The sequence below is a fragment of the Ignavibacteriota bacterium genome, assembly GCA_016707525.1.
GTDB lineage: Bacteria > Bacteroidota > Ignavibacteria > UBA10030 > UBA6906 > JAGDMK01.
This window is the reverse complement of record JADJHP010000004.1, coordinates 172,484-190,106: the sequence shown is the minus strand read 5'-3', so window position 1 is coordinate 190,106 and position 17,623 is coordinate 172,484. Positions and strand designations below refer to the sequence as shown.

Annotated in this window: 18 protein-coding genes; all 18 read left to right on the top strand. The window is 60.9% G+C overall.

What is annotated here, in order from left to right; translation table 11 throughout:
• Positions 1 to 60: 60 nt before the first annotated feature.
• Complete coding sequence (locus IPI01_08780; GenBank protein ID MBK7257879.1) at positions 61 to 975, top strand: sugar kinase; 915 nt, start codon at positions 61 to 63, stop codon at positions 973 to 975.
• Between the two features lie 8 nt (positions 976 to 983).
• Positions 984 to 2,015: an S-methyl-5-thioribose-1-phosphate isomerase gene (gene mtnA / locus IPI01_08775; protein ID MBK7257878.1), complete on the top strand. Its 1,032-nt coding sequence runs from the start codon at positions 984 to 986 to the stop codon at positions 2,013 to 2,015.
• Complete coding sequence (gene recO, locus IPI01_08770; GenBank protein MBK7257877.1) at positions 2,012 to 2,782, top strand: DNA repair protein RecO; 771 nt, start codon at positions 2,012 to 2,014, stop codon at positions 2,780 to 2,782. The genes mtnA and recO overlap by 4 nt, the downstream gene beginning before the upstream one ends.
• Before the next feature lie 25 nt (positions 2,783 to 2,807).
• Complete coding sequence (locus IPI01_08765) at positions 2,808 to 4,322, top strand: Do family serine endopeptidase (GenBank protein MBK7257876.1); 1,515 nt, start codon at positions 2,808 to 2,810, stop codon at positions 4,320 to 4,322.
• Between the two features lie 190 nt (positions 4,323 to 4,512).
• Positions 4,513 to 5,016: an HNH endonuclease gene (locus IPI01_08760; GenBank protein MBK7257875.1), complete on the top strand. Its 504-nt coding sequence runs from the start codon at positions 4,513 to 4,515 to the stop codon at positions 5,014 to 5,016.
• Positions 5,017 to 5,063: 47 nt separating this feature from the next.
• Entirely contained in the window at positions 5,064 to 6,044 is a 981-nt protein-coding gene (gene trpS / locus IPI01_08755; GenBank protein ID MBK7257874.1) for a tryptophan--tRNA ligase, read from the top strand.
• Between the two features lie 4 nt (positions 6,045 to 6,048).
• Entirely contained in the window at positions 6,049 to 6,792 is a 744-nt protein-coding gene (locus IPI01_08750; GenBank protein ID MBK7257873.1) for a segregation/condensation protein A, read from the top strand.
• Complete coding sequence (gene scpB / locus IPI01_08745) at positions 6,789 to 7,481, top strand: SMC-Scp complex subunit ScpB (GenBank protein MBK7257872.1); 693 nt, start codon at positions 6,789 to 6,791, stop codon at positions 7,479 to 7,481. The genes IPI01_08750 and scpB overlap by 4 nt, the downstream gene beginning before the upstream one ends.
• Positions 7,478 to 8,503 (top strand): pseudouridine synthase, encoded by a 1,026-nt coding sequence (locus IPI01_08740; protein MBK7257871.1) that lies wholly within the window; start codon positions 7,478 to 7,480, stop codon positions 8,501 to 8,503. Before scpB ends, IPI01_08740 begins: the two co-directional genes overlap by 4 nt.
• 3 nt (positions 8,504 to 8,506) lie before the next feature.
• On the top strand, positions 8,507 to 9,562 hold the full coding sequence (locus tag IPI01_08735; GenBank protein ID MBK7257870.1) for a trypsin-like peptidase domain-containing protein: 1,056 nt from the start codon (positions 8,507 to 8,509) through the stop codon (positions 9,560 to 9,562).
• A gap of 9 nt (positions 9,563 to 9,571) precedes the next feature.
• Positions 9,572 to 10,402: a GNAT family N-acetyltransferase gene (locus tag IPI01_08730; GenBank protein MBK7257869.1), complete on the top strand. Its 831-nt coding sequence runs from the start codon at positions 9,572 to 9,574 to the stop codon at positions 10,400 to 10,402.
• 26 nt (positions 10,403 to 10,428) lie between these two features.
• On the top strand, positions 10,429 to 11,484 hold the full coding sequence (locus IPI01_08725; GenBank protein MBK7257868.1) for an LD-carboxypeptidase: 1,056 nt from the start codon (positions 10,429 to 10,431) through the stop codon (positions 11,482 to 11,484).
• Positions 11,481 to 11,816 carry a cupin domain-containing protein gene (locus IPI01_08720; GenBank protein MBK7257867.1) on the top strand — a complete coding sequence of 112 codons (336 nt, stop codon included), beginning with the start codon at positions 11,481 to 11,483 and terminating at the stop codon, positions 11,814 to 11,816. The genes IPI01_08725 and IPI01_08720 overlap by 4 nt, the downstream gene beginning before the upstream one ends.
• Before the next feature lie 39 nt (positions 11,817 to 11,855).
• Positions 11,856 to 12,518 (top strand): hypothetical protein, encoded by a 663-nt coding sequence (locus IPI01_08715; GenBank protein MBK7257866.1) that lies wholly within the window; start codon positions 11,856 to 11,858, stop codon positions 12,516 to 12,518.
• Positions 12,518 to 13,450, top strand: a complete 933-nt coding sequence (locus IPI01_08710; GenBank protein MBK7257865.1) for a TPM domain-containing protein — start codon at positions 12,518 to 12,520, stop codon at positions 13,448 to 13,450. The genes IPI01_08715 and IPI01_08710 overlap by 1 nt, the downstream gene beginning before the upstream one ends.
• A gap of 27 nt (positions 13,451 to 13,477) precedes the next feature.
• On the top strand, positions 13,478 to 13,924 hold the full coding sequence (locus tag IPI01_08705) for a YhcH/YjgK/YiaL family protein (GenBank protein ID MBK7257864.1): 447 nt from the start codon (positions 13,478 to 13,480) through the stop codon (positions 13,922 to 13,924).
• A 6-nt stretch (positions 13,925 to 13,930) separates the two neighbouring features.
• Positions 13,931 to 15,163 carry a cyclic nucleotide-binding domain-containing protein gene (locus IPI01_08700; protein ID MBK7257863.1) on the top strand — a complete coding sequence of 411 codons (1,233 nt, stop codon included), beginning with the start codon at positions 13,931 to 13,933 and terminating at the stop codon, positions 15,161 to 15,163.
• Between the two features lie 8 nt (positions 15,164 to 15,171).
• On the top strand, positions 15,172 to 17,607 hold the full coding sequence (locus IPI01_08695; protein MBK7257862.1) for a SpoIIE family protein phosphatase: 2,436 nt from the start codon (positions 15,172 to 15,174) through the stop codon (positions 17,605 to 17,607).
• Positions 17,608 to 17,623 lie beyond the last annotated feature (16 nt).

Below are 17,623 nucleotides of genomic sequence, written 5' to 3'. Positions count from 1 at the left end.
TTCTCTATCTTGTAGTGTTTTGCCATAACTGTGCCGGCCATTTATAGGACAGGAGATCTCGTGAGCGTGCTCGTCGTCGGTTCCGTTGCCCTCGATTCGATCGAAACCCCGTTTGGGTCTGTCAAGGACGCCGTTGGCGGGTCAGCAACGTACATATCCGCCGCCGCAAGCTACTTCGTCAGCCCGATCCGCCTCGTGGGCGTTGTCGGGGGCGACTTCCCTCGTGAAGGCATGGCGTTCCTGGAGGAACGCAAGATCGACCTGGAAGGCCTGGAGGTGATCCCCGAAGGGAAGACCTTCCGCTGGGGAGGCAGGTACCACTACGACCTGAACGAGCGCGACACGCTCTTTACCGACCTGAACGTCTTCGAGAAATTCGATCCGAAGATCCCGGAGCGCCACCGGAAGATCCGCACGGTGTGCCTCGGGAACATCGATCCCGTCCTCCAGCGCAAAGTGCTCGAGCAGATGGAGAGCCCGCGTATCGTGGTATGCGATACGATGAACTTCTGGATCAACGGGAAGCGCGATGAACTCGTCAAGACCCTGAAGATGATCAACGTCGTGATCCTGAACGACTCCGAAGCGCGTCTGCTCTCACGTGAACCGAACCTGATCAAAGCCGCCAAGGTGATCCGGGGCATGGGGCCGGGCGTCGTCATCATCAAGAAGGGCGAGCACGGAGCATTGTTGCTGACGGAGTCGATGGTCTTCTCGGCTCCGGCATATCCCATGGAGAACATCTTCGATCCGACCGGTGCGGGCGACTCGTTCGCAGGAGGTTTCATCGGCTGGCTTGCGAGGACGGAAGACATGTCCGAAGAGAATCTGAAGCGCGCCGTGATCTACGGCAGCACACTGGCATCGTTCTGCGTCGAGAAGTTCAGCGTCTCCGGTCTCGCAGACCTGACCTGGCTCCGGATCCAGGACCGTTTTCGCGAGTTCCGCGAGCTCTCACGTTTTGATGAGGATTGACCCGCGCCATGAGGGCGATCGATTGGGTTGATGGACATATTCGGTTTCTCGATCAAACGCTCCTCCCTCACGAGGAGCGTTTTGTCGATACGACAGACGTCGCTACCGTCGCGGAAGCGATCCGTGCGTTACGCATCCGTGGGGCGCCGGCCATAGGCGTTGCCGCCGGTTTCGGCGTCGTCGTGGCCGCACAGACGGCGGCGAAGAGTGGCACCGGGGACATCCGTGGTGCCGCACTCGAAGCCATCGATGAACTCGCGTCGACCCGTCCGACCGCGGTCAATCTGTTCTACGCGCTCTCCCGTATGCGTTCGATCGTGATGAACCATCCGGGTGGCAGGGCCCTCGGGGGTGCACTGCTTGCCGAAGCGCGGTCGATACAGGAAGAGGATGTCGTTGCGTGTGATCGCATCGGGACGCACGGTGCTGCGCTGTTCACCGGCAAGACCCGGTTCCTGACCCACTGCAATGCCGGAGCCCTTGCCACGGCAGGCATCGGGACCGCGATCGGCGTGATCACCACCGCAGCACACCAGGGCAACGTTGAGCGGGTCTTTGTGGATGAGACCCGGCCGTTGCTGCAGGGTGCGCGGTTGACGGCATGGGAACTCCAGAGGGCGGGCATCGAGGCCGTGCTCATCACGGATAATGCGGCCGGGAGCGTGATGCGGGCGGGGAAGGTGGATGCGGTGATCGTCGGTGCTGACCGCATCGCAGCGAATGGCGACGCCGCCAATAAGATCGGCACCTATCCCGTTGCGGTCCTTGCCAGGCACCATGGCATCCCGTTCTATGTGGCTGCGCCGCTGTCCACGATCGACCGCGCACTTGCATCGGGGGATGCGATCCCGATCGAAGAGCGGGCACCCGAAGAGATCAGTGAGTGGGCGGGCAAGCGTGTCACGGCCGATGGTGTCCGGGTCTTTGCCCCCGCCTTCGATGTGACCCCGCACGAACTCATCACAGCGATCATCCCCGACGCGGGTGTCCTCATGCCCCCGTTCGGGCCATCCATCGCAGGGACAGTCCACAACGGATGATCGTCACGACAGATGCCATCGTCCTGAAGACGATGAAATACCGGGATACGAGCCAGATCATCACGCTTTTCTCACGTGAGCACGGTAAGCTCTCCGTGGTGGCGAAGGGGATCCGGAACCGCCAGAAAGCGGGTGCCGGTGGGGCGGAACCGATGAGCTGCGTCCGGGCCGTGATCTATAAGAAACCCGGCAAAGACCTCCATTTGATGTCCCAGTGTGACCGGCTTCCGTTGTTCAAGGGGCTGTCCGACGACCTGAAGCGTATGGCAGGGGGGATGGCCGCCGTGGAGCTGACCAACCTGTCCCTTCCTCCAGAAGAAGCCAACGCAAACGTTTTCGAGCTGCTGTCACTTACCCTGGAAATGCTCGGAAATGCAACTCATAGCCCCGAAAATGCGTTATACTATTACGAGATGCAGCTTCTCGGCATACTGGGATTCCGGCCAGAACTGAGAAATTGCGTCGAGTGCGGCCGGTCTCTGGCGATGATCGCGGAGGACGGCCTCAGGCATTGTTCCATCAGTACACACGGATTGATCTGTTCCGGGTGCGAGGACCGCGGGTTTGGTGGTGAGCGGGTGTCCCTGGCGGCACTGGGTGCGTTGACCGGCCTTCAGGACGCGCGACACCCCGAGGCAGCATCCCGCATCATACTCCCGGGGGCAATGCGGGATGAAGTGGGCGGTGCGCTGAGGCATCTGGTCCTTCATCATCTGACAGGGATGAAGCCGCTGCAGTCTGAAAAGGTGTTTTACATGCTCGGGTAGAACTACTAGAACGGAGGAAGGCGTCATGGTGAAGAAGTATGTGGTCGCATCGGTGGTCCTGGTGATCGTTGGTGTCGTGCTCGGCACGGTGATGGTGTCGTCGTTCGGGAACGGTGTGGATCTCGGGTTGGCGTACGGCGGCGACGAGGTGAAGCTCGGCGGCCCGGCTCCTGTGGCGATGCAGAATTCGTCTGTCAGGGCATTGAGCGACAACTTCGCTGCAGTGTCGAAAGCGGTGTCACCCTCGGTCGTTGCGATCAAGACGACGACGGTGGCCAAGGAACGTCCGAAGAACATGCCGCGCGACTTCTTCCATTTCTTCAATCCTGATGAGGACGGGCAGCCGTCGCAGGGATATGGGTCGGGCGTTGTCCTGACGGCCGACGGGTACATTGCCACGAACAACCACGTGGTGGCGGATGCCGCGGAGAATGGCATTGAAGTGATCTTCGATGAGAAGGTACAGTACAAGGCGAAGCTGATCGGAACGGATCCGTCGACCGACCTGGCGGTCATCAAGGTCGACGCCAAAGGGCTCATCCCCGCGGCACTCGGCAACTCCGAGAATGTGCACGTCGGCGAATGGGTGCTCGCCATCGGGAATCCGCTCGGCCTGACCTCCACCGTCACCGCCGGTATCGTCTCCGCCATCGGACGGAACATCAATATCATTCAGGACCAGTACGGTATCGAGAGCTTCATCCAGACCGATGCTGCGATCAATCCCGGCAACAGTGGTGGTGCGCTGCTCAATATGAGCGGCGAGGTCATCGGCATCAACACTGCGATCGCCACGACCAATGCCCGGTATCAGGGCTACGGGTTCGCGGTACCGGTGAACATCCTGAAGACCGTTTCCTCTGACCTGATCAGGTTCGGCGAGGTCAAGCGCGGATACATCGGGGTGTCGATCACGACCATTGATCAGACCATGGCCAGCGCACTTGGCATGAAAGAGGCCAAGGGCGTCAAGATCGAGAAACTGGTCGACGGTGGAGCTGCCGCCGCCGCGGGCCTCAAAGAGCTGGACGTCATCCTTGAGATCGACGGCCGGGAAGTGAACAAGAACAACGAGTTGCAGTCCTACATCGCAACACGGCATCCGGGCGATGTGGTGACGCTGAAGATCTTCCGGGAAGGGAAGACCTTCGAAAAGAAAGTGACGCTCCGTCCGCGCTCGCAGGACGCGACTCTCGCAAGCAGCTCCGGGGAGAAAAAGGAAGAGCCGGCCGAAATTGCGGACGCGGCGCGGACACTCTCCTTCGACGCGCTCGGGATGACCGTCCGCGTCCTGACCGCAGAGGAGAAGAAGGAGCTGGAGGTCGAACGGGGTGTCCTTGTTTCGGATATCAAACCGTTCGGCGAGGCTGCCGAGCGTGGCATCGGGAAGCACGATGTGATCCTGGAGGCCGACCGTAAGCCTGTCTCCACGCCGGCGGACCTGAAAAAGGCGATCGCGGCCCGGAAATCGGGCGATGCCATCCTCCTGCGCATCAAGCGGGCGGAGCAGACGGCCTATCTGGCGATCCAGATCCCGTGATCGCTCTATGCTGTTCAAAATGCAGGGGTTCCGGCTGTCCGGAACCCCTGCGTGCGTTCTGGCGGGGCCCAGACAAGGCTTGACAAAGCCCCCCTTTGAACGTATATTTTTCTATACGTATTTGGGATTTCACACAGGAGGGGGTAGGAACTTCAGCGCACCTAGGAATGGAAGCGGCTTTTCGGGGCGGATGAACGCAAAGGTTCTGATTCTGAACCAGAATTATGAACCGATGAGCGTGGTGAATGTGAAGAAAGCCATTGCTCTCCTCTATCTCGGCAAAGCAGAGTTGATCGAGGCCCAGAACGGGCAGATGGTCAGGGCTGTGACTGTTTCCATGGCCTTTCCCAGCATCGTACGGCTATCTATGTTCGTGAGGGTGCCGTACAAGAAGATCATCCTTTCCCGCAAGAACATCCTTCGCCGTGACGGCCACCGGTGCCAGTTTTGTGGCCGGGCTGATCTGCCCCTCACGGTGGATCATGTGATGCCGGCGTCCCGCAATGGCGAAGACAGCTGGGAGAATCTCGTGTGTGCCTGTGTCCGGTGCAACAACAAGAAGGGTGACCGGACACCAGAGGAAGCGCTTATGCCGTTGCGGCGAAAACCCATGCGGCCCAATCATGTGACGTTCATCCGCCATGTGGTCGGGTCGCTCGACGAACGCTGGAAGCCCTACCTTTTCCTGAATTGACGTCCTTCTCACGCTGTCCCTCCTGAGTCCCTATTACATTGGATAGTATGACGCAGAAAAAGACCATCTTGAGCGGTATGCGTCCCACGGGTAAACTGCATCTCGGCCACCTCGTGGGGGCATTGGAGAACTGGGTCGCCCTCCAGGGCGAGTACAACAACTACCACCTGATCGCGGACTATCACGTGCTGACGACGAACCTGGATTCGTCGCAGATCTATGCCAACTCCATCGACATGACGATCGACTGGCTCGCCGCCGGCATCGATCCTGCCCGGAGCCCGATCTTCCGGCAGTCGCAGGTGAAAGAACACACCGAATTGCATCTGCTGTTCTCGATGCTGATCACGGCCGCACGGCTTGAGCGCAACCCCGCGGTCAAGGATCAGGTGCGCGACCTGAACATCGAGAACATCACGTACGGCCATCTGGGGTATCCCGTGCTCCAGGCCGCGGACATCCTCCTGTACAAGGGCGACCTCGTGCCGGTGGGCGAGGACCAGGTCCCGCATGTCGAGATCGCGCGCGAGATCGCGCGCCGGTTCAACACACAGTACGGCGACGTGTTTCCCGAGCCGGAACCGAAGCTCACGAAGTTCGCACGCCTGCCGGGACTGGACGGCAAGCGCATGAGCAAGTCGGTCGGGAATACGATCCTGCTGTCCGACCCGCCCGACGCGATCCAGCAGAAGATGCGTGGAGCCGTCACGGATGTCCAGAAAGTACGCAAGAACGACCCGGGCCGGCCCGAGGTCTGCCTGGTCTTCACCTATCATCAGAAGTACAACCCGGGAGAGACGGCCGAGATCGAGACGGGATGCAGGTCGGGAGCACTTGGCTGCGTGGATTGCAAGAAGCGCGCATGCGCGAAGATCACCGATGCGCTCACGCCGTTCCGCGAGAAACGCGCCTACTTCGATGCGCATCCCGGTGAGGTGGAGGAGATCCTGAAGGACGGCGAGTCGCGTGCCCGGGTCCGGGCCGCGGAGACGATGGCCGAGGTCCGCACCGCAATGAAGTTCGGATGAGAACGTGTACCGCGTAAAACTCACGGATTTCGAAGGTCCGCTGGACCTCCTGCTGTTCTTCATCAAACGCGACGAACTGGATATCACGAATATCCCGATCTCGCGCATCACGCAGGAGTTCCTCGAGTACCTCCATTTGATGGCATCGCTCGACCTCGAGGTGGCCGGCGATTTCATCGTGATGGCCGCCACCCTGATGCAGATCAAGGTGCGCATGCTGCTGCCCCGTGACGAGAATGCCACGGAAGAAGAGGACCCGCGTGCTGAGCTGGTGCGGCGCCTCATCGAATACAAACGCTTCAAGGAGATGTCGCAGGAACTCGGCACCATGGAAGGAGAGGCGCGGAAGGTGTACTACCGCAAATTCTTCGAGGCCGATCCGCGCGAGCTTGTCGAAGAAGAGGACGACAGTTTCCTCAAGGACGTCTCGCTCTTCAATCTGATCTCCGCCTACAAGTCCGCGCTCGATCAGATGCCGCGCAAGGTGGTGCATGAAGTGCAGCTGTTATCGGTGTCGGTGGACGAGCAGATGAGTTTCGTCATGGACTTTCTGCGTGTGCATGGCCCCACGACGCTTCTCGCCCTTGTCGCGCATATGGTTGAAAAGATACGTATCATTGTGACGGTCATGGCTGTGCTGGAACTGACGAAGAACAAGGTCGTTGCACTCTCGGTGGTCGAGGGTCGCGAGGATATTGGCATCCGTCCCCTCACGCCCCTGGTCCCCATGAATCTGGCGAAAGTATGAGTTCTGACGCACCCACACCGCCTGTCAGCAGGCAGATCCTCGATATTCTGGAAGCATTGATCTTTGCCTCGGACGAGCCGCTGTCCCTTCGCCAGTTGCAGGACCTGCTCGACTATCTTGGCGAGGCCGAGCGCCCGAAATCCCTCAATCAGGATGTGATCCAGAGTGCCATCGAATTCCTGAACCGGGAGTATGATGCGCAGGGGCGCAGCTTCCGTATCAGCCGCATCGCTGGCGGCTTCCAGTTCTCCACCAAGCCGGAGTTCGGGATCTGGCTCGGACGCCTGGTGCGCGAGCGATCGAAACGCAAACTCTCCGTCTCCGCCCTCGAAAGCCTCGCCGTCATCGCGTACAAGCAGCCCGTCACCAAACCCGAACTCGAGGCTATCCGCGGCGTGAACGCGGATTACGTGCTGCGCACCCTCATGGAGCGCAATCTGGTCACCATCGTCGGACGTGCCGCAACCCCGGGGCGCCCTCTCCTCTACGGCACGACACGGGAATTTCTCAAGCACTTCGGACTCAACGACCTGTCCGACCTGCCCAAACCGCGTGAGATCGATGAACTCATGGCGGAGGCGGAATACGAGGTCGAGAAGCGCATGCTCAAGGAACTGGAGGAGAAGCGGGAGGCGGAAGAGGGGAAGAATGACGACCCGGACCTCCAGCTCGTCTCGGGAGAAGAATGATGCCACAGCAACGACGGCAGGGACAGAGTGGACCCCGGCGCGATGCGCGCCCCGGAAAGCCCGGACGCTCCAGCAAGGACGCAGGCCAGGGATCGTTCCGCAGTGGTGCACAGGATCATCGGGACAGGCCGCATGGATCCAGGGGCAAGGCGGGAGGCCCACGGCCTTCCGGCACACGGACATGGGACCGAAAGAAGAGTGCACCTGTACGCCGGCGGACCGCCGGCTCATCTGCCCGGCCCGTCAAACCCGCGCACATCGACAAGAAGCCCGTCATCGGAAAGCAGGCGACCGGTGATTCCATCCGCCTCAATCGCTATCTCAGCATGTGCGGTGTTGCTTCCCGCCGGAAGGCCGATGCATTGATCGTCGGCGGCGAGGTCTCCGTGAACGGCGCGGTCGTCACCGAACTCGGTACCCTTGTCCATCCGGGAAAGGACCGCGTCTTCTACAATGGCAAGGAAGTCGCCGCCGTCGACGCCCCGGTGTATCTGGTGTTGAACAAGCCGCGCGACACCATCACGACATCGAGCGACGAACGGGGCCGCACGACGGTGATGGATATCCTTCACGCGCGGAAGCGCGTGTATCCGATCGGGCGCCTGGACAGGAACACGACCGGCGTGCTGCTCTTCACCAACGACGGCGATTTCGCGCACCGTCTCATGCATCCGAAGTTCAAGATCCCCAAAGCGTACCTGGTGACCTGCGATGAGGCCGTGACCCGCGAACACCTGGATGAACTCAGGAAAGGCGTCAGGCTGGAGCGGGCCATGACCGCGCCTGCGGAAGTGATCGTGATCCCCGGGGGCAAAGGCAAAGAGATCGGGATCACCATCCATGAAGGGATGAACCGTCAGGTGCGCAGGATGTTCGAGGTCCTTGGCTATGATGTCCGCAAACTGGACCGCGTCGCATATGGTCCGATCACGAAGGAAGGATTGCCGCGCGGTGCATCCCGGGCGTTGACACCGCAGGAAGTGCGCTCCTTGAAGTCCATGGCAGGTATCGAGAAAGAATGACCCATGTCGCTCCGACACTCCGCCGTTCCCGCATGTGCTCTTGGTCTGATGCTTTTGCTCTCCGGCTGTTCCTCTTCGGTCTACCGTGATGTCTACCCGACGCTCATCGACGGCCACTACGACTCCGAATTTCCGTACAAGGGGTGTTCCCGGCAGCTCGAAGAGATCAGCGAGACGGTCCAGATGCTGAACTGCATCGCGTATTACCGGACCTATCCATTCAGTCCCGAAGAAACGATGACCCGGGAAGGGATCACCCCGGACGTGTTGGAGGCCAGGGAGGCCTCCTCGGTGTACGTCAACAGTACATCCGCGGGGACGGCGACGGTCGTGTACTACAACGACCGGAATATCGCTCTCCTGACCTGTGCGCACATCGTTGATTTCGAGGATACGCTCATCTCCTATTATATCGGAGAGGACCGGCGCCCCACGCGATTCGTCAGGAGCGTTGCCGTGAAAGAGAAGCAGACCAACTATGTGGCGACACTGCCGGAAGGCGGTGAGGTCGAGATCCTTGCGATGGACCGGGCCACCGACATCGCCCTGGTCGGCAAGCGCTTCATTGCCGAGCCGCCGGCCCTTCCGCGGGTCTTCAACTACCCCGCCGGTCATGCACGCGACCTGGAGTGGGGGACGTTCGTCTACCTGTTCGGCTATCCGTCGGGCTACAAGATGGTGACCAAAGGGATCATCAGCAGCCCGAACAAGGACAAGCGCGGGACGTTCATGGTCGACGCGATGTTCGCCCGTGGCTTCAGCGGTGGTATCGCTCTCGCCATACGGGACGGTGTCCCGAATTTTGAACTCGTCGGCATCATCAAGCTTGTGTCCGCCCATTCGTCGTACTTCCTGACCCCGATGAAGGAGAATGGGGATGTGGTGTACGACCCATCGACCCCCTATACCGGAGAAATGTACGTTGAGCGGAAGACCGAAGTGGAGTCCGGCATCACCGTTGCTGTTCCGGTGGAAGCGATCCGTGACTTCATCCGTTCCAATAGCGATGCGATCCGGGCACGTGGCTACGTGCTCACCGGATTCCTGAAACCGGACTGACCGAACCCGATGCCAGATCAAACATGGGGAGTGTTGCTCTCCGATAGTGCCCTCGCCCGTCGTATTGAGACCGCTGATGCAGCCGTGGGTGTGACCTCGGCGGAGATCCATGCCCGGCTCCATCCCGGCAGCGGGGCGGTGGCGGAACAGATCGCAGGCGGGGTCGCCGTGTTCGTCGGCCTGGATTCGCCGCTCACGCAAGCGATCGGAACCGGTATGCGCGGTCCGGTGACCGCTGCCGATGTGGACCGCCTCGAGCGGTTCTTCTCCACCCGCGGATCAGCGGTGCATATCGAGTTGTGCCCGCTTTCGGACCCCTCCCTGACCGAGGAGCTCGGGCGGAGAGGCTACCGCGTGCAGGAGTTCACGAATGTCCTCGTGCGCAAGATCCGCGTCATCGAGACCCCACCCGCCGGGAGTTCGGGCATCAATGCCCAGATCTGTCTTCCTGCGGACGCCGACCTCTGGGCGCGGACGGTAGCTCTTGGTTTCGGCGGCGAACTTGACCAGTCAAGCGAGAATGTGGCCGTATTGCGGGATCTCTTCCTCCAGCCGGACACGAAGGGTGTCCTTGCGTGGGTGGACGGGCGGCCTGCCGGAGGCGGTGCGCTCACCGTGCATGACGGTGTCGCGGCGATCTTCGGCGCCAGCACCGTGCCGTCCTTCCGGCGCCTCGGCGTTCAGAGTGCCGTCATACGTGCCCTCATCAATCTTGCCGTGAAGACTGAGTGTGATATTGCGTATACGCTGACCCGCCCGGGAAGCGCTTCGCAGCGGAATGTGGAACGCCAGGGTTTCCGGGTCGCCTATACCCGGTGCACAATGATGCACTCGGCCTGATGTCCATCACTCGATCGGATCTCCCTATGTCCGGATCTTCCACACCATCCAGCCGCCGACGCTTTCTGCAGACGGCGGGTTCGTCCCTCGCCGCCACCAGCCTCCTTCCCGCACTCGTGTCGGCAGGCACGGGGACCATCATCAAGCCACCGCGGCTCCGCGCGGGCGATACCGTCGGCCTGATCAATCCGGCCGGTGCGACGTATGTCCTCTCCGACCTGGAGGTCGTACAGGAAGTGCTCTCCGCTCTCGATCTCAAGGTCAGGATCGGGGCGCATTGTGCCGACCGCTACGGCTATCTGGCAGGTACCGATGAGGCGCGCGCCGCGGATGTGAACGCCATGTTCGCCGATCCCGCCGTCCGCGCCGTGATGGCTGTGCGCGGGGGATGGGGATGTAACCGCATACTCCATCTTCTCGACTATGTCGCGATCGCACACCATCCCAAGATCCTGGTCGGCTACAGCGACATCACCTCGTTGCTCGTCGCATGTTTTGCGAAGGCCGGATTGATAACATTCCATGGTCCCGTAGGCACATCGACCTGGAATCAGTTCTCCGTTGGGCATTTCAAGCGGGTGCTGATGGAGGGTGCTGCCGACACATTCGTCAATCCGCGTTCGATCGGTGACAATCTCGCTCAGACCCGCGACAGGATCACCACCATCACGCCCGGCAAGGCGCGAGGGCGGTTGGTAGGCGGGAACCTGTCAGTACTGACCGCGATGCTGGGATCCCCATACCTGCCCCCGTGGGAACAGACGATCCTCTTCCTGGAAGAGGACAGCGAACATATCTACCGCGTGGACCGTATGCTCACGCACCTGCGGATCGCGGGCGTGCTCGATCGCGTTGCCGGCGTGGTGATCGGGAAATGCACCGGATGCGATCCGGGCGAAGGATATGGTTCCCTCACGCTCGAGGATGTGTACCGGGATATCATCGCACCGTCCCGGATGCCAGCATTCGCGGGCGCGATGATCGGACACATTGAGAATAAATTCACCGTGCCCGTCGGGGCGCTGGCGGAGATCGACGCCGAAGCAGGTTCGATACGATTGCTCGAGAGCGCGGTGCAATGACGGCGAACCTGTTCGACATTCCAGGGTGGGATACGGACGGGGAACTGATCACGCCTCTTGCGGACGCTCCTGATTTCCGGGTCGAACGCATCATTTCCCGTGGAGACGTGACACCCGACGGTTCGTGGTACGACCAGGCCCATGATGAATGGGTGGTCGTGCTGCAGGGTGAAGGAGTTGTTGAAGATGATCGCGGAATGTGCACCGCTCTGAAGGCAGGGGATTCCCTGTTCCTCCCCGCGCATCTGCGCCACCGTGTTGTGCACACCTCTGCCGTTCCTCCGTGCATCTGGCTTGCGGTGCACGGCAATGGTCCGGCGCAGGGCGAATGACCGATCCTGACTGTGAACGAATCCATCATCGAGGGACCCATGGCATCACGAGTTGCACGGCTGTTCTCCGAATCAGATCTTGCCCGCATCAAGGCGGCGGTCGTCGAGGCCGAAGGTAAGACCTCCGGCGAGATCGTTCCTTTCGTTGTTGAGCGCAGCGACGACTATGAGGTGGCGGAATGGCGGGGAGGGGCACTCCTGGGAACGACGGTTGCCATCATTTTTGCCGCCCTGCACGAGCTCACCGATCTCTGGCTGCCGGTGAATTTCGCCGGCCTCGTCGCCATCTCGATCGTCGCCTTCGTTGGAGGGATGGTCGGTACACGGTTCGTGCCCTCGCTGGTCCGCCTTCTTGCCGGACGAGAACTGATGACCCACCACGCCGGCCGGAGGGCCGCCGAAGCGTTCGTTGCCGAGGAGGTATTCCAAACGCGGGACCGGACGGGCATCCTCCTTTTTGTGAGCCTGCTGGAACGGACGGTCATCGTGGTTGGCGATGCCGGCATCAATGCCCACGTCCAGAAGACGGAATGGGATGACATCGTTGCGATGATCGTCGATGGCCTGAAGAAGAGCACTCCTGCCGATGGGATGGTCCGTGCCATCAATGCCTGCGGTGCGCTGCTTGAACGTCAGGGCGTGGCCCGGAAGACTGATGACACCGATGAACTGTCGGACGGACTGAGGATGAGCGACCGATGATGGCCTCTCTCTCCACCCGCCGCCTCGTTGGGCCGCTGCTCGTTGCACTGCTGGCGGTCGGTTGCATCCGGCCCGTTGCCGTGGCCGCGGAGATCCCCTTCCTCGGGGGCCGCGTGAATGACAACGCCGGGATCCTCTCGCTGGATACGCAGCGCGAACTGGAGGAGATCCTTCGCATGCATGAGGACTCCACGTCGAATCAGATCGCTGTTCTCACGATCACCAGTCTGGAAGGCGAACCGCTCGAAGACTATTCGCGCCGTGTGGTGATGACCTGGAAGCTCGGACAGAAAGGGAAGGATAACGGCGTCCTGCTGCTCGTCGCGAAGGACGACCGGAAGGTCCGGATCGAGGTCGGACGCGGATTGGAGGGGCAGCTGACGGATGCGGTCGCATCGTCCATCATGCGGCACGAGATCCTTCCGCATTTCAAGGCGGGCGACTATGACCGTGGCGTTCGTGCCGGAGTTGATGCGATCATCGGTACGATCAATGGTGCCTATACGGCCGATGAGAGCGATCCATCGCAGATGGATACCGGCACCGGGATCCTGGCCTTCCTGTTCTTCCTTCTCGTCGTCGGGATCTTCACGATGGTGGCGTTCGCGACGCCGGGATGCGGAGGGTGGTTCCTCTATGCCTTCCTCCTCCCGTTCTGGGGTGTCTTCCCCCCGGCCACACTCGGATCAACGGTCGGACTTCCCATGTTCGGGCTGTATGCCATCGGCATGCCGATCGCGAAGATCCTCCTCGCGCGGACAGCGTGGGGAAAGAAGTTCACCAAGAAATTCGGTGGATCCATGCGGTCGGGGAAGGGTGGTGGCGGCTGGAGCAGCTGGAGCTCGGGTGGGTCAAGTTCTTCTTCGGGCGGCAGCAGCTTCTCCGGTGGCGGCGGGAGCTTCTCGGGCGGTGGTTCCTCCGGAAGCTGGTAAGCACGATACGCACAAAAGGCCAGGACCATGGTACTCGACACGCTGTCCTCAGCAACCCGGTATGCCTCGTTGCACAGGTCGTTCGACGCGGCATTCGCGTTCCTTCGTACGCTCGACCCGGCGACCCTCGAGCCCGGCACGTACACCATCGATGGTGAGAATGTGTATGCGTCCGTGAGCCTCGGGTCCGGCAAGAAGGAGAGTGACGCGCAGCTGGAGGCGCACCGGACCTACATCGATGTGCAATATGTCGTCCGCGGCACCGAGCACATGGGATGGCGGCACCTGAACGAGTGCACGCACGTGAGCGTGCCGTACAATGCAACCGCCGATGTGGAGTTCTTCGCCGATGCGCCGGCGACATGGGTGACAGTTCACCCGGGCTCGTTCGTGATCTTCTTCCCCGCTGATGCGCATGCTCCCATGGTGTCCGCTGACACTCTCCTTAAAGTCGTCGTCAAGATACGGGCCTGACAGCCGATGAACCATCCGCTCTCCGCAAAACCGTGGCCACTTCTCGTCGTCGCCAGCGCTACAGGGCTCGGGTTGCTGGCACCGCTCACCGCCTCCGGCCAGATGGCACTCCCTGCGCCCGTGCACGTTGCCGGCCACATCATCACGCTGGTGATGCTGGCCGATCTTGTCGTCCGTTGGAAGCGCAACGGCGGCCTGGCAGCCTACGGCTACCGCTGGCTCGCCGCAGACCTGCTGGCGGCGTTGCCTCTCGGGTTGATCACCGGGATCCCTGGTCTGGAGGTGCTCCGGCTCGCGAAACTCGGGCGCGTGGTACAAGCGATGCGGGACCTCTGGTCCGTGTACATCGATAAATGGAACACCTTCCGCCTGCTCTATTCAGGCATCTGGATCGCGTTCGTCGTGCACTGGCTCTCCTGCGGTTGGCTTGCGCTGCGTGCGGCCAGTACGGATCTGGACAACACGGGGAACACCTACCTCCGTGCACTGTATTGGACCGTCACCACCCTCACGTCGGTCGGGTATGGAGATATCATCCCGCGTACCGATGTTGAGACGCTCTATGCCATCCTCGTCATGGCGGCCGGCGTGGGCATGTTCGGCTATGTGATCGGTAACATCGCGCATATCATCACCAATATGCATCCGTCCCGTGTCCGCTACATCGAAACAATGGAAGGCCTGAACGCGTTCATGGAGTACAGGGGCCTCCCTTCGCAACTCCAGCACCGCATCAGAGAGTACTATGCGTATCGCTGGGAGAAACGGTTGGGGTTCGATGAATCCACGATCCTGAACGATCTGTCGGTGTCGCTCCAGGGCGAGGTCTCGCTCTTCCTCAAGAAGGATGTGATTGAGAAGGTCCCGTTCTTCAAGGGCGCAACCGAAGAGCTGGTGCGGGAGATCTCCCTGGCCATGCAGCCCCGTGTGTATATGCCCGGTGATCCCATCTTCCGCGCAGGGGAACAAGGCGAAGAGATGTTCTTCATTGGCCGCGGCGAAGTGCACATTCTCGGAAAGGATGGATCGTCGATCCAGGCCGTGCTGCGGGATGGTGATTTCTTCGGCGAAGGAGCCCTTGTTCTTGGACAACCGCGGAGCGCTACGGTGCGCGCCGTCGGATATTGCGACCTGTATGCTCTGGACAAGCCGTCCTTCAAAAGTATCATGCAGCGGCATCCCGAATTCGCCGCGCATATTGAGGCCATGATCAAGGAACGTTTCGGGCCACATCGCTAGGGACATTTATGGTGTCAGAATTCTTCCGCCGGCATGCCCTGCTCTTCCTGGCAGGGATCGGGGGCATGATCGTGTTCGTGTGGAGTCTTCCACGGATCGCCCCGGGGGCATCGTTCGATCTCTCGCTCAGCCGGGCGGAGATCATGCACCGGGGTGCAGAGTACCTGAGCACTCTCGGTTTCGATGCCAGGGATCTCCATCAGGATGCGTGGGTGGAGTTCGATGTCACCACGCACACGGTACTCCAGGAACAGTTGGGCATGGAGAGCGCCAACGCACTCTTTCGCAGCGACACCAGTGCAAGTCATGAGTGGACCCTGAGCTGGTACGACCGGTCGGTCACACAGAGCCAGTCCGTGCGGAGTTATCGGGTGTGGTTGAGCCCCCGTGGCAGGCCGCTCGGATTCGAATATCAGGTCCCCGATACGCTCCGCCTCCCTTCCATCGATCATGAGGCCGCGCGTGCCCTGGCTAAGGAGTTCCTTGAACGCTCCCATGTGTCGGTTGCGGGATTCAAACAGTTGACCGATTCCGATGTGAAGCAGTTGAACCGGATCGATCATAAGTTTGTGTGGGTGAGGACGCAGGATCCCCTCGAAACGACAGTGTCGGTCCGGGTGCAGGGGGACAGCATCGGGGGTTTCCGCGTTTCGTACGGGCCCGCGGGCAACGCACAACGGGTGTTCCTGGACACATTCACCCTGCTGACGTTCTTCTATGCGGTGTCGATGGGGCTGCTGTTCTTCCTGTTCTTCTATATTGTGATCCTCTTTCTCCGGAAATACCACGAGGGAGAGGTGGGGGTGCGGACAGCACTGCTGCTCTTCGCCGGCGTCTATCTTGCGGCAGTTCTGGCAACGATCAACAGCTACCCGTCGTCGGCGTCGCACCTGGCCATCGGTGATATGAACAAGGCCAACACGCGCCTCGTGATGGTCGGCATGCAGGTCCTCATCATCCAGGTCTTCTTCTCTGTCCTTGCCTTCGCGGCCTGGAGCGTCGGTGAATCCTCTGCGCGGTCCGTTGCGCCGACCAAGCTCACCGGCGTGGATAGCGCATTGTTCCGGCAGTACTTCACCCGTGATCTGGGGTCAGGCCTCCTCCTCGGCTATGCCTGGGCAGGGGTGGCGCTCGGAATCCTCTCCATCTTCGTCTCGGTCATGTCCGGCCGGCCAGGGTTCTCCATCATGGCAGCCTCGCTGGATGGCGTGCCGGAATCATTTCTTCCCGCGCTCCAACCGATCCTCGGTATGTTCGCGACGGCTGTCCTCACCGAAGTGGTCTTCCGCATCTTCTTCCTGAGCTATATGCGGGAAAGGACGCGCCGGCATTGGCCCGGGATCCTTCTCTCGACCCTCCTCTGGACCGCATCGGGGTCCATGCTGTGGAGCCAGCCCCTGGGATCATTCGGTCCAATCGTGGGATTCCTTGCCATGGCCGTGTTCGGGCTCTTCCTGGCCTATCTCTATCTGCGCTATGATGCCGTCACAGCGATCGTTGCGAACTTCTGCATGTCCGCACTCTCCGCTGCGGTTCCTATGCTCGCATCGACCGGAGGATATGGACGCATCATGGGCGTGCTCTTTGCGGCGATCATGATGGTTCCTGTGGTCGTCGGCATCATCGGCGTGATGCGGAACCGGCATTTTGCGTTCACGGGCGAGACACGGCCGACACACATCCAGAGGATCAGCGAACGCGAGCGTATGGAAAAGGAGCTGGAGATCGCACGCAATGTGCAGATCAGTCTCCTCCCGAAATCCCAGCCAGAGATCGGCGGATTCGACATCGCCGGGATCTGTATCCCCGCGAAGGAGGTGGGGGGCGACTACTATGATTTCGTGTCCCTGCCCGATAACCGCATCGGCATCGCCCTGGGCGACGTTTCAGGGAAGGGCGTTCCCGCTGCCATCTATATGACCCTGACCAAGGGCATCCTGCAATCGCACGCCGAAGAAGGGGTGTCGCCGCGGTCGGTGCTCATCAAGGTCAACAGCCTGATGTACCGCACCATCGAACGCAATTCGTTCGTCAGCATGTTCTACGCCATCCTCGACGTGAGCAACAGGAAGATCCGGTATGCACGTGCCGGCCAGTGTCCGGTGATCCTCATTCAGGGCGCAGGCGGCCAGGGCTCCTCGGTGTCGCCGCGCGGTATGGCGCTCGGGCTTGAGAACGGAACGGTCTTTGATGCCGTGCTCGAAGAGCAGGAATTGCAGTTGGCATCCGGCCAGGTGCTGGCGTTCTATACCGACGGATTCACGGAAGCGATGACGGCGGACGGCGAGGAATTCGGTGAGGAGCGGCTCCTCGCGGCTATCTCGCGCCACCGGGCGCAGAGTGCTTCCGCGCTCATCCAATCCATCTGTGCCGATGTCGCGGCGTTCACCGGCAATGTACCGCAGCATGACGATATGACCCTGGTCGTCGTGCGTGTGTTGTGATCCACTCTCAGGAAGG

What these genes read in the sequence shown, in the direction of transcription:
- mtnA (MBK7257878.1), top strand. Translation starts at nt 984, where the DNA reads ATGAGGGCGATCGATTGGGTTGATGGACATATTCGGTTTCTCGATCAA.
- IPI01_08730 (MBK7257869.1), top strand. Translation starts at nt 9,572, where the DNA reads ATGCCAGATCAAACATGGGGAGTGTTGCTCTCCGATAGTGCCCTCGCC.
- IPI01_08720 (MBK7257867.1), top strand. Translation starts at nt 11,481, where the DNA reads ATGACGGCGAACCTGTTCGACATTCCAGGGTGGGATACGGACGGGGAA.
- recO (MBK7257877.1), top strand. Translation starts at nt 2,012, where the DNA reads ATGATCGTCACGACAGATGCCATCGTCCTGAAGACGATGAAATACCGG.
- IPI01_08740 (MBK7257871.1), top strand. Translation starts at nt 7,478, where the DNA reads ATGATGCCACAGCAACGACGGCAGGGACAGAGTGGACCCCGGCGCGAT.
- IPI01_08735 (MBK7257870.1), top strand. Translation starts at nt 8,507, where the DNA reads ATGTCGCTCCGACACTCCGCCGTTCCCGCATGTGCTCTTGGTCTGATG.
- IPI01_08725 (MBK7257868.1), top strand. Translation starts at nt 10,429, where the DNA reads ATGTCCGGATCTTCCACACCATCCAGCCGCCGACGCTTTCTGCAGACG.
- scpB (MBK7257872.1), top strand. Translation starts at nt 6,789, where the DNA reads ATGAGTTCTGACGCACCCACACCGCCTGTCAGCAGGCAGATCCTCGAT.
- IPI01_08695 (MBK7257862.1), top strand. Translation starts at nt 15,172, where the DNA reads ATGGTGTCAGAATTCTTCCGCCGGCATGCCCTGCTCTTCCTGGCAGGG.
- IPI01_08710 (MBK7257865.1), top strand. Translation starts at nt 12,518, where the DNA reads ATGGCCTCTCTCTCCACCCGCCGCCTCGTTGGGCCGCTGCTCGTTGCA.
- IPI01_08715 (MBK7257866.1), top strand. Translation starts at nt 11,856, where the DNA reads ATGGCATCACGAGTTGCACGGCTGTTCTCCGAATCAGATCTTGCCCGC.
- IPI01_08705 (MBK7257864.1), top strand. Translation starts at nt 13,478, where the DNA reads ATGGTACTCGACACGCTGTCCTCAGCAACCCGGTATGCCTCGTTGCAC.
- IPI01_08700 (MBK7257863.1), top strand. Translation starts at nt 13,931, where the DNA reads ATGAACCATCCGCTCTCCGCAAAACCGTGGCCACTTCTCGTCGTCGCC.
- trpS (MBK7257874.1), top strand. Translation starts at nt 5,064, where the DNA reads ATGACGCAGAAAAAGACCATCTTGAGCGGTATGCGTCCCACGGGTAAA.
- IPI01_08760 (MBK7257875.1), top strand. Translation starts at nt 4,513, where the DNA reads ATGAACGCAAAGGTTCTGATTCTGAACCAGAATTATGAACCGATGAGC.
- IPI01_08765 (MBK7257876.1), top strand. Translation starts at nt 2,808, where the DNA reads ATGGTGAAGAAGTATGTGGTCGCATCGGTGGTCCTGGTGATCGTTGGT.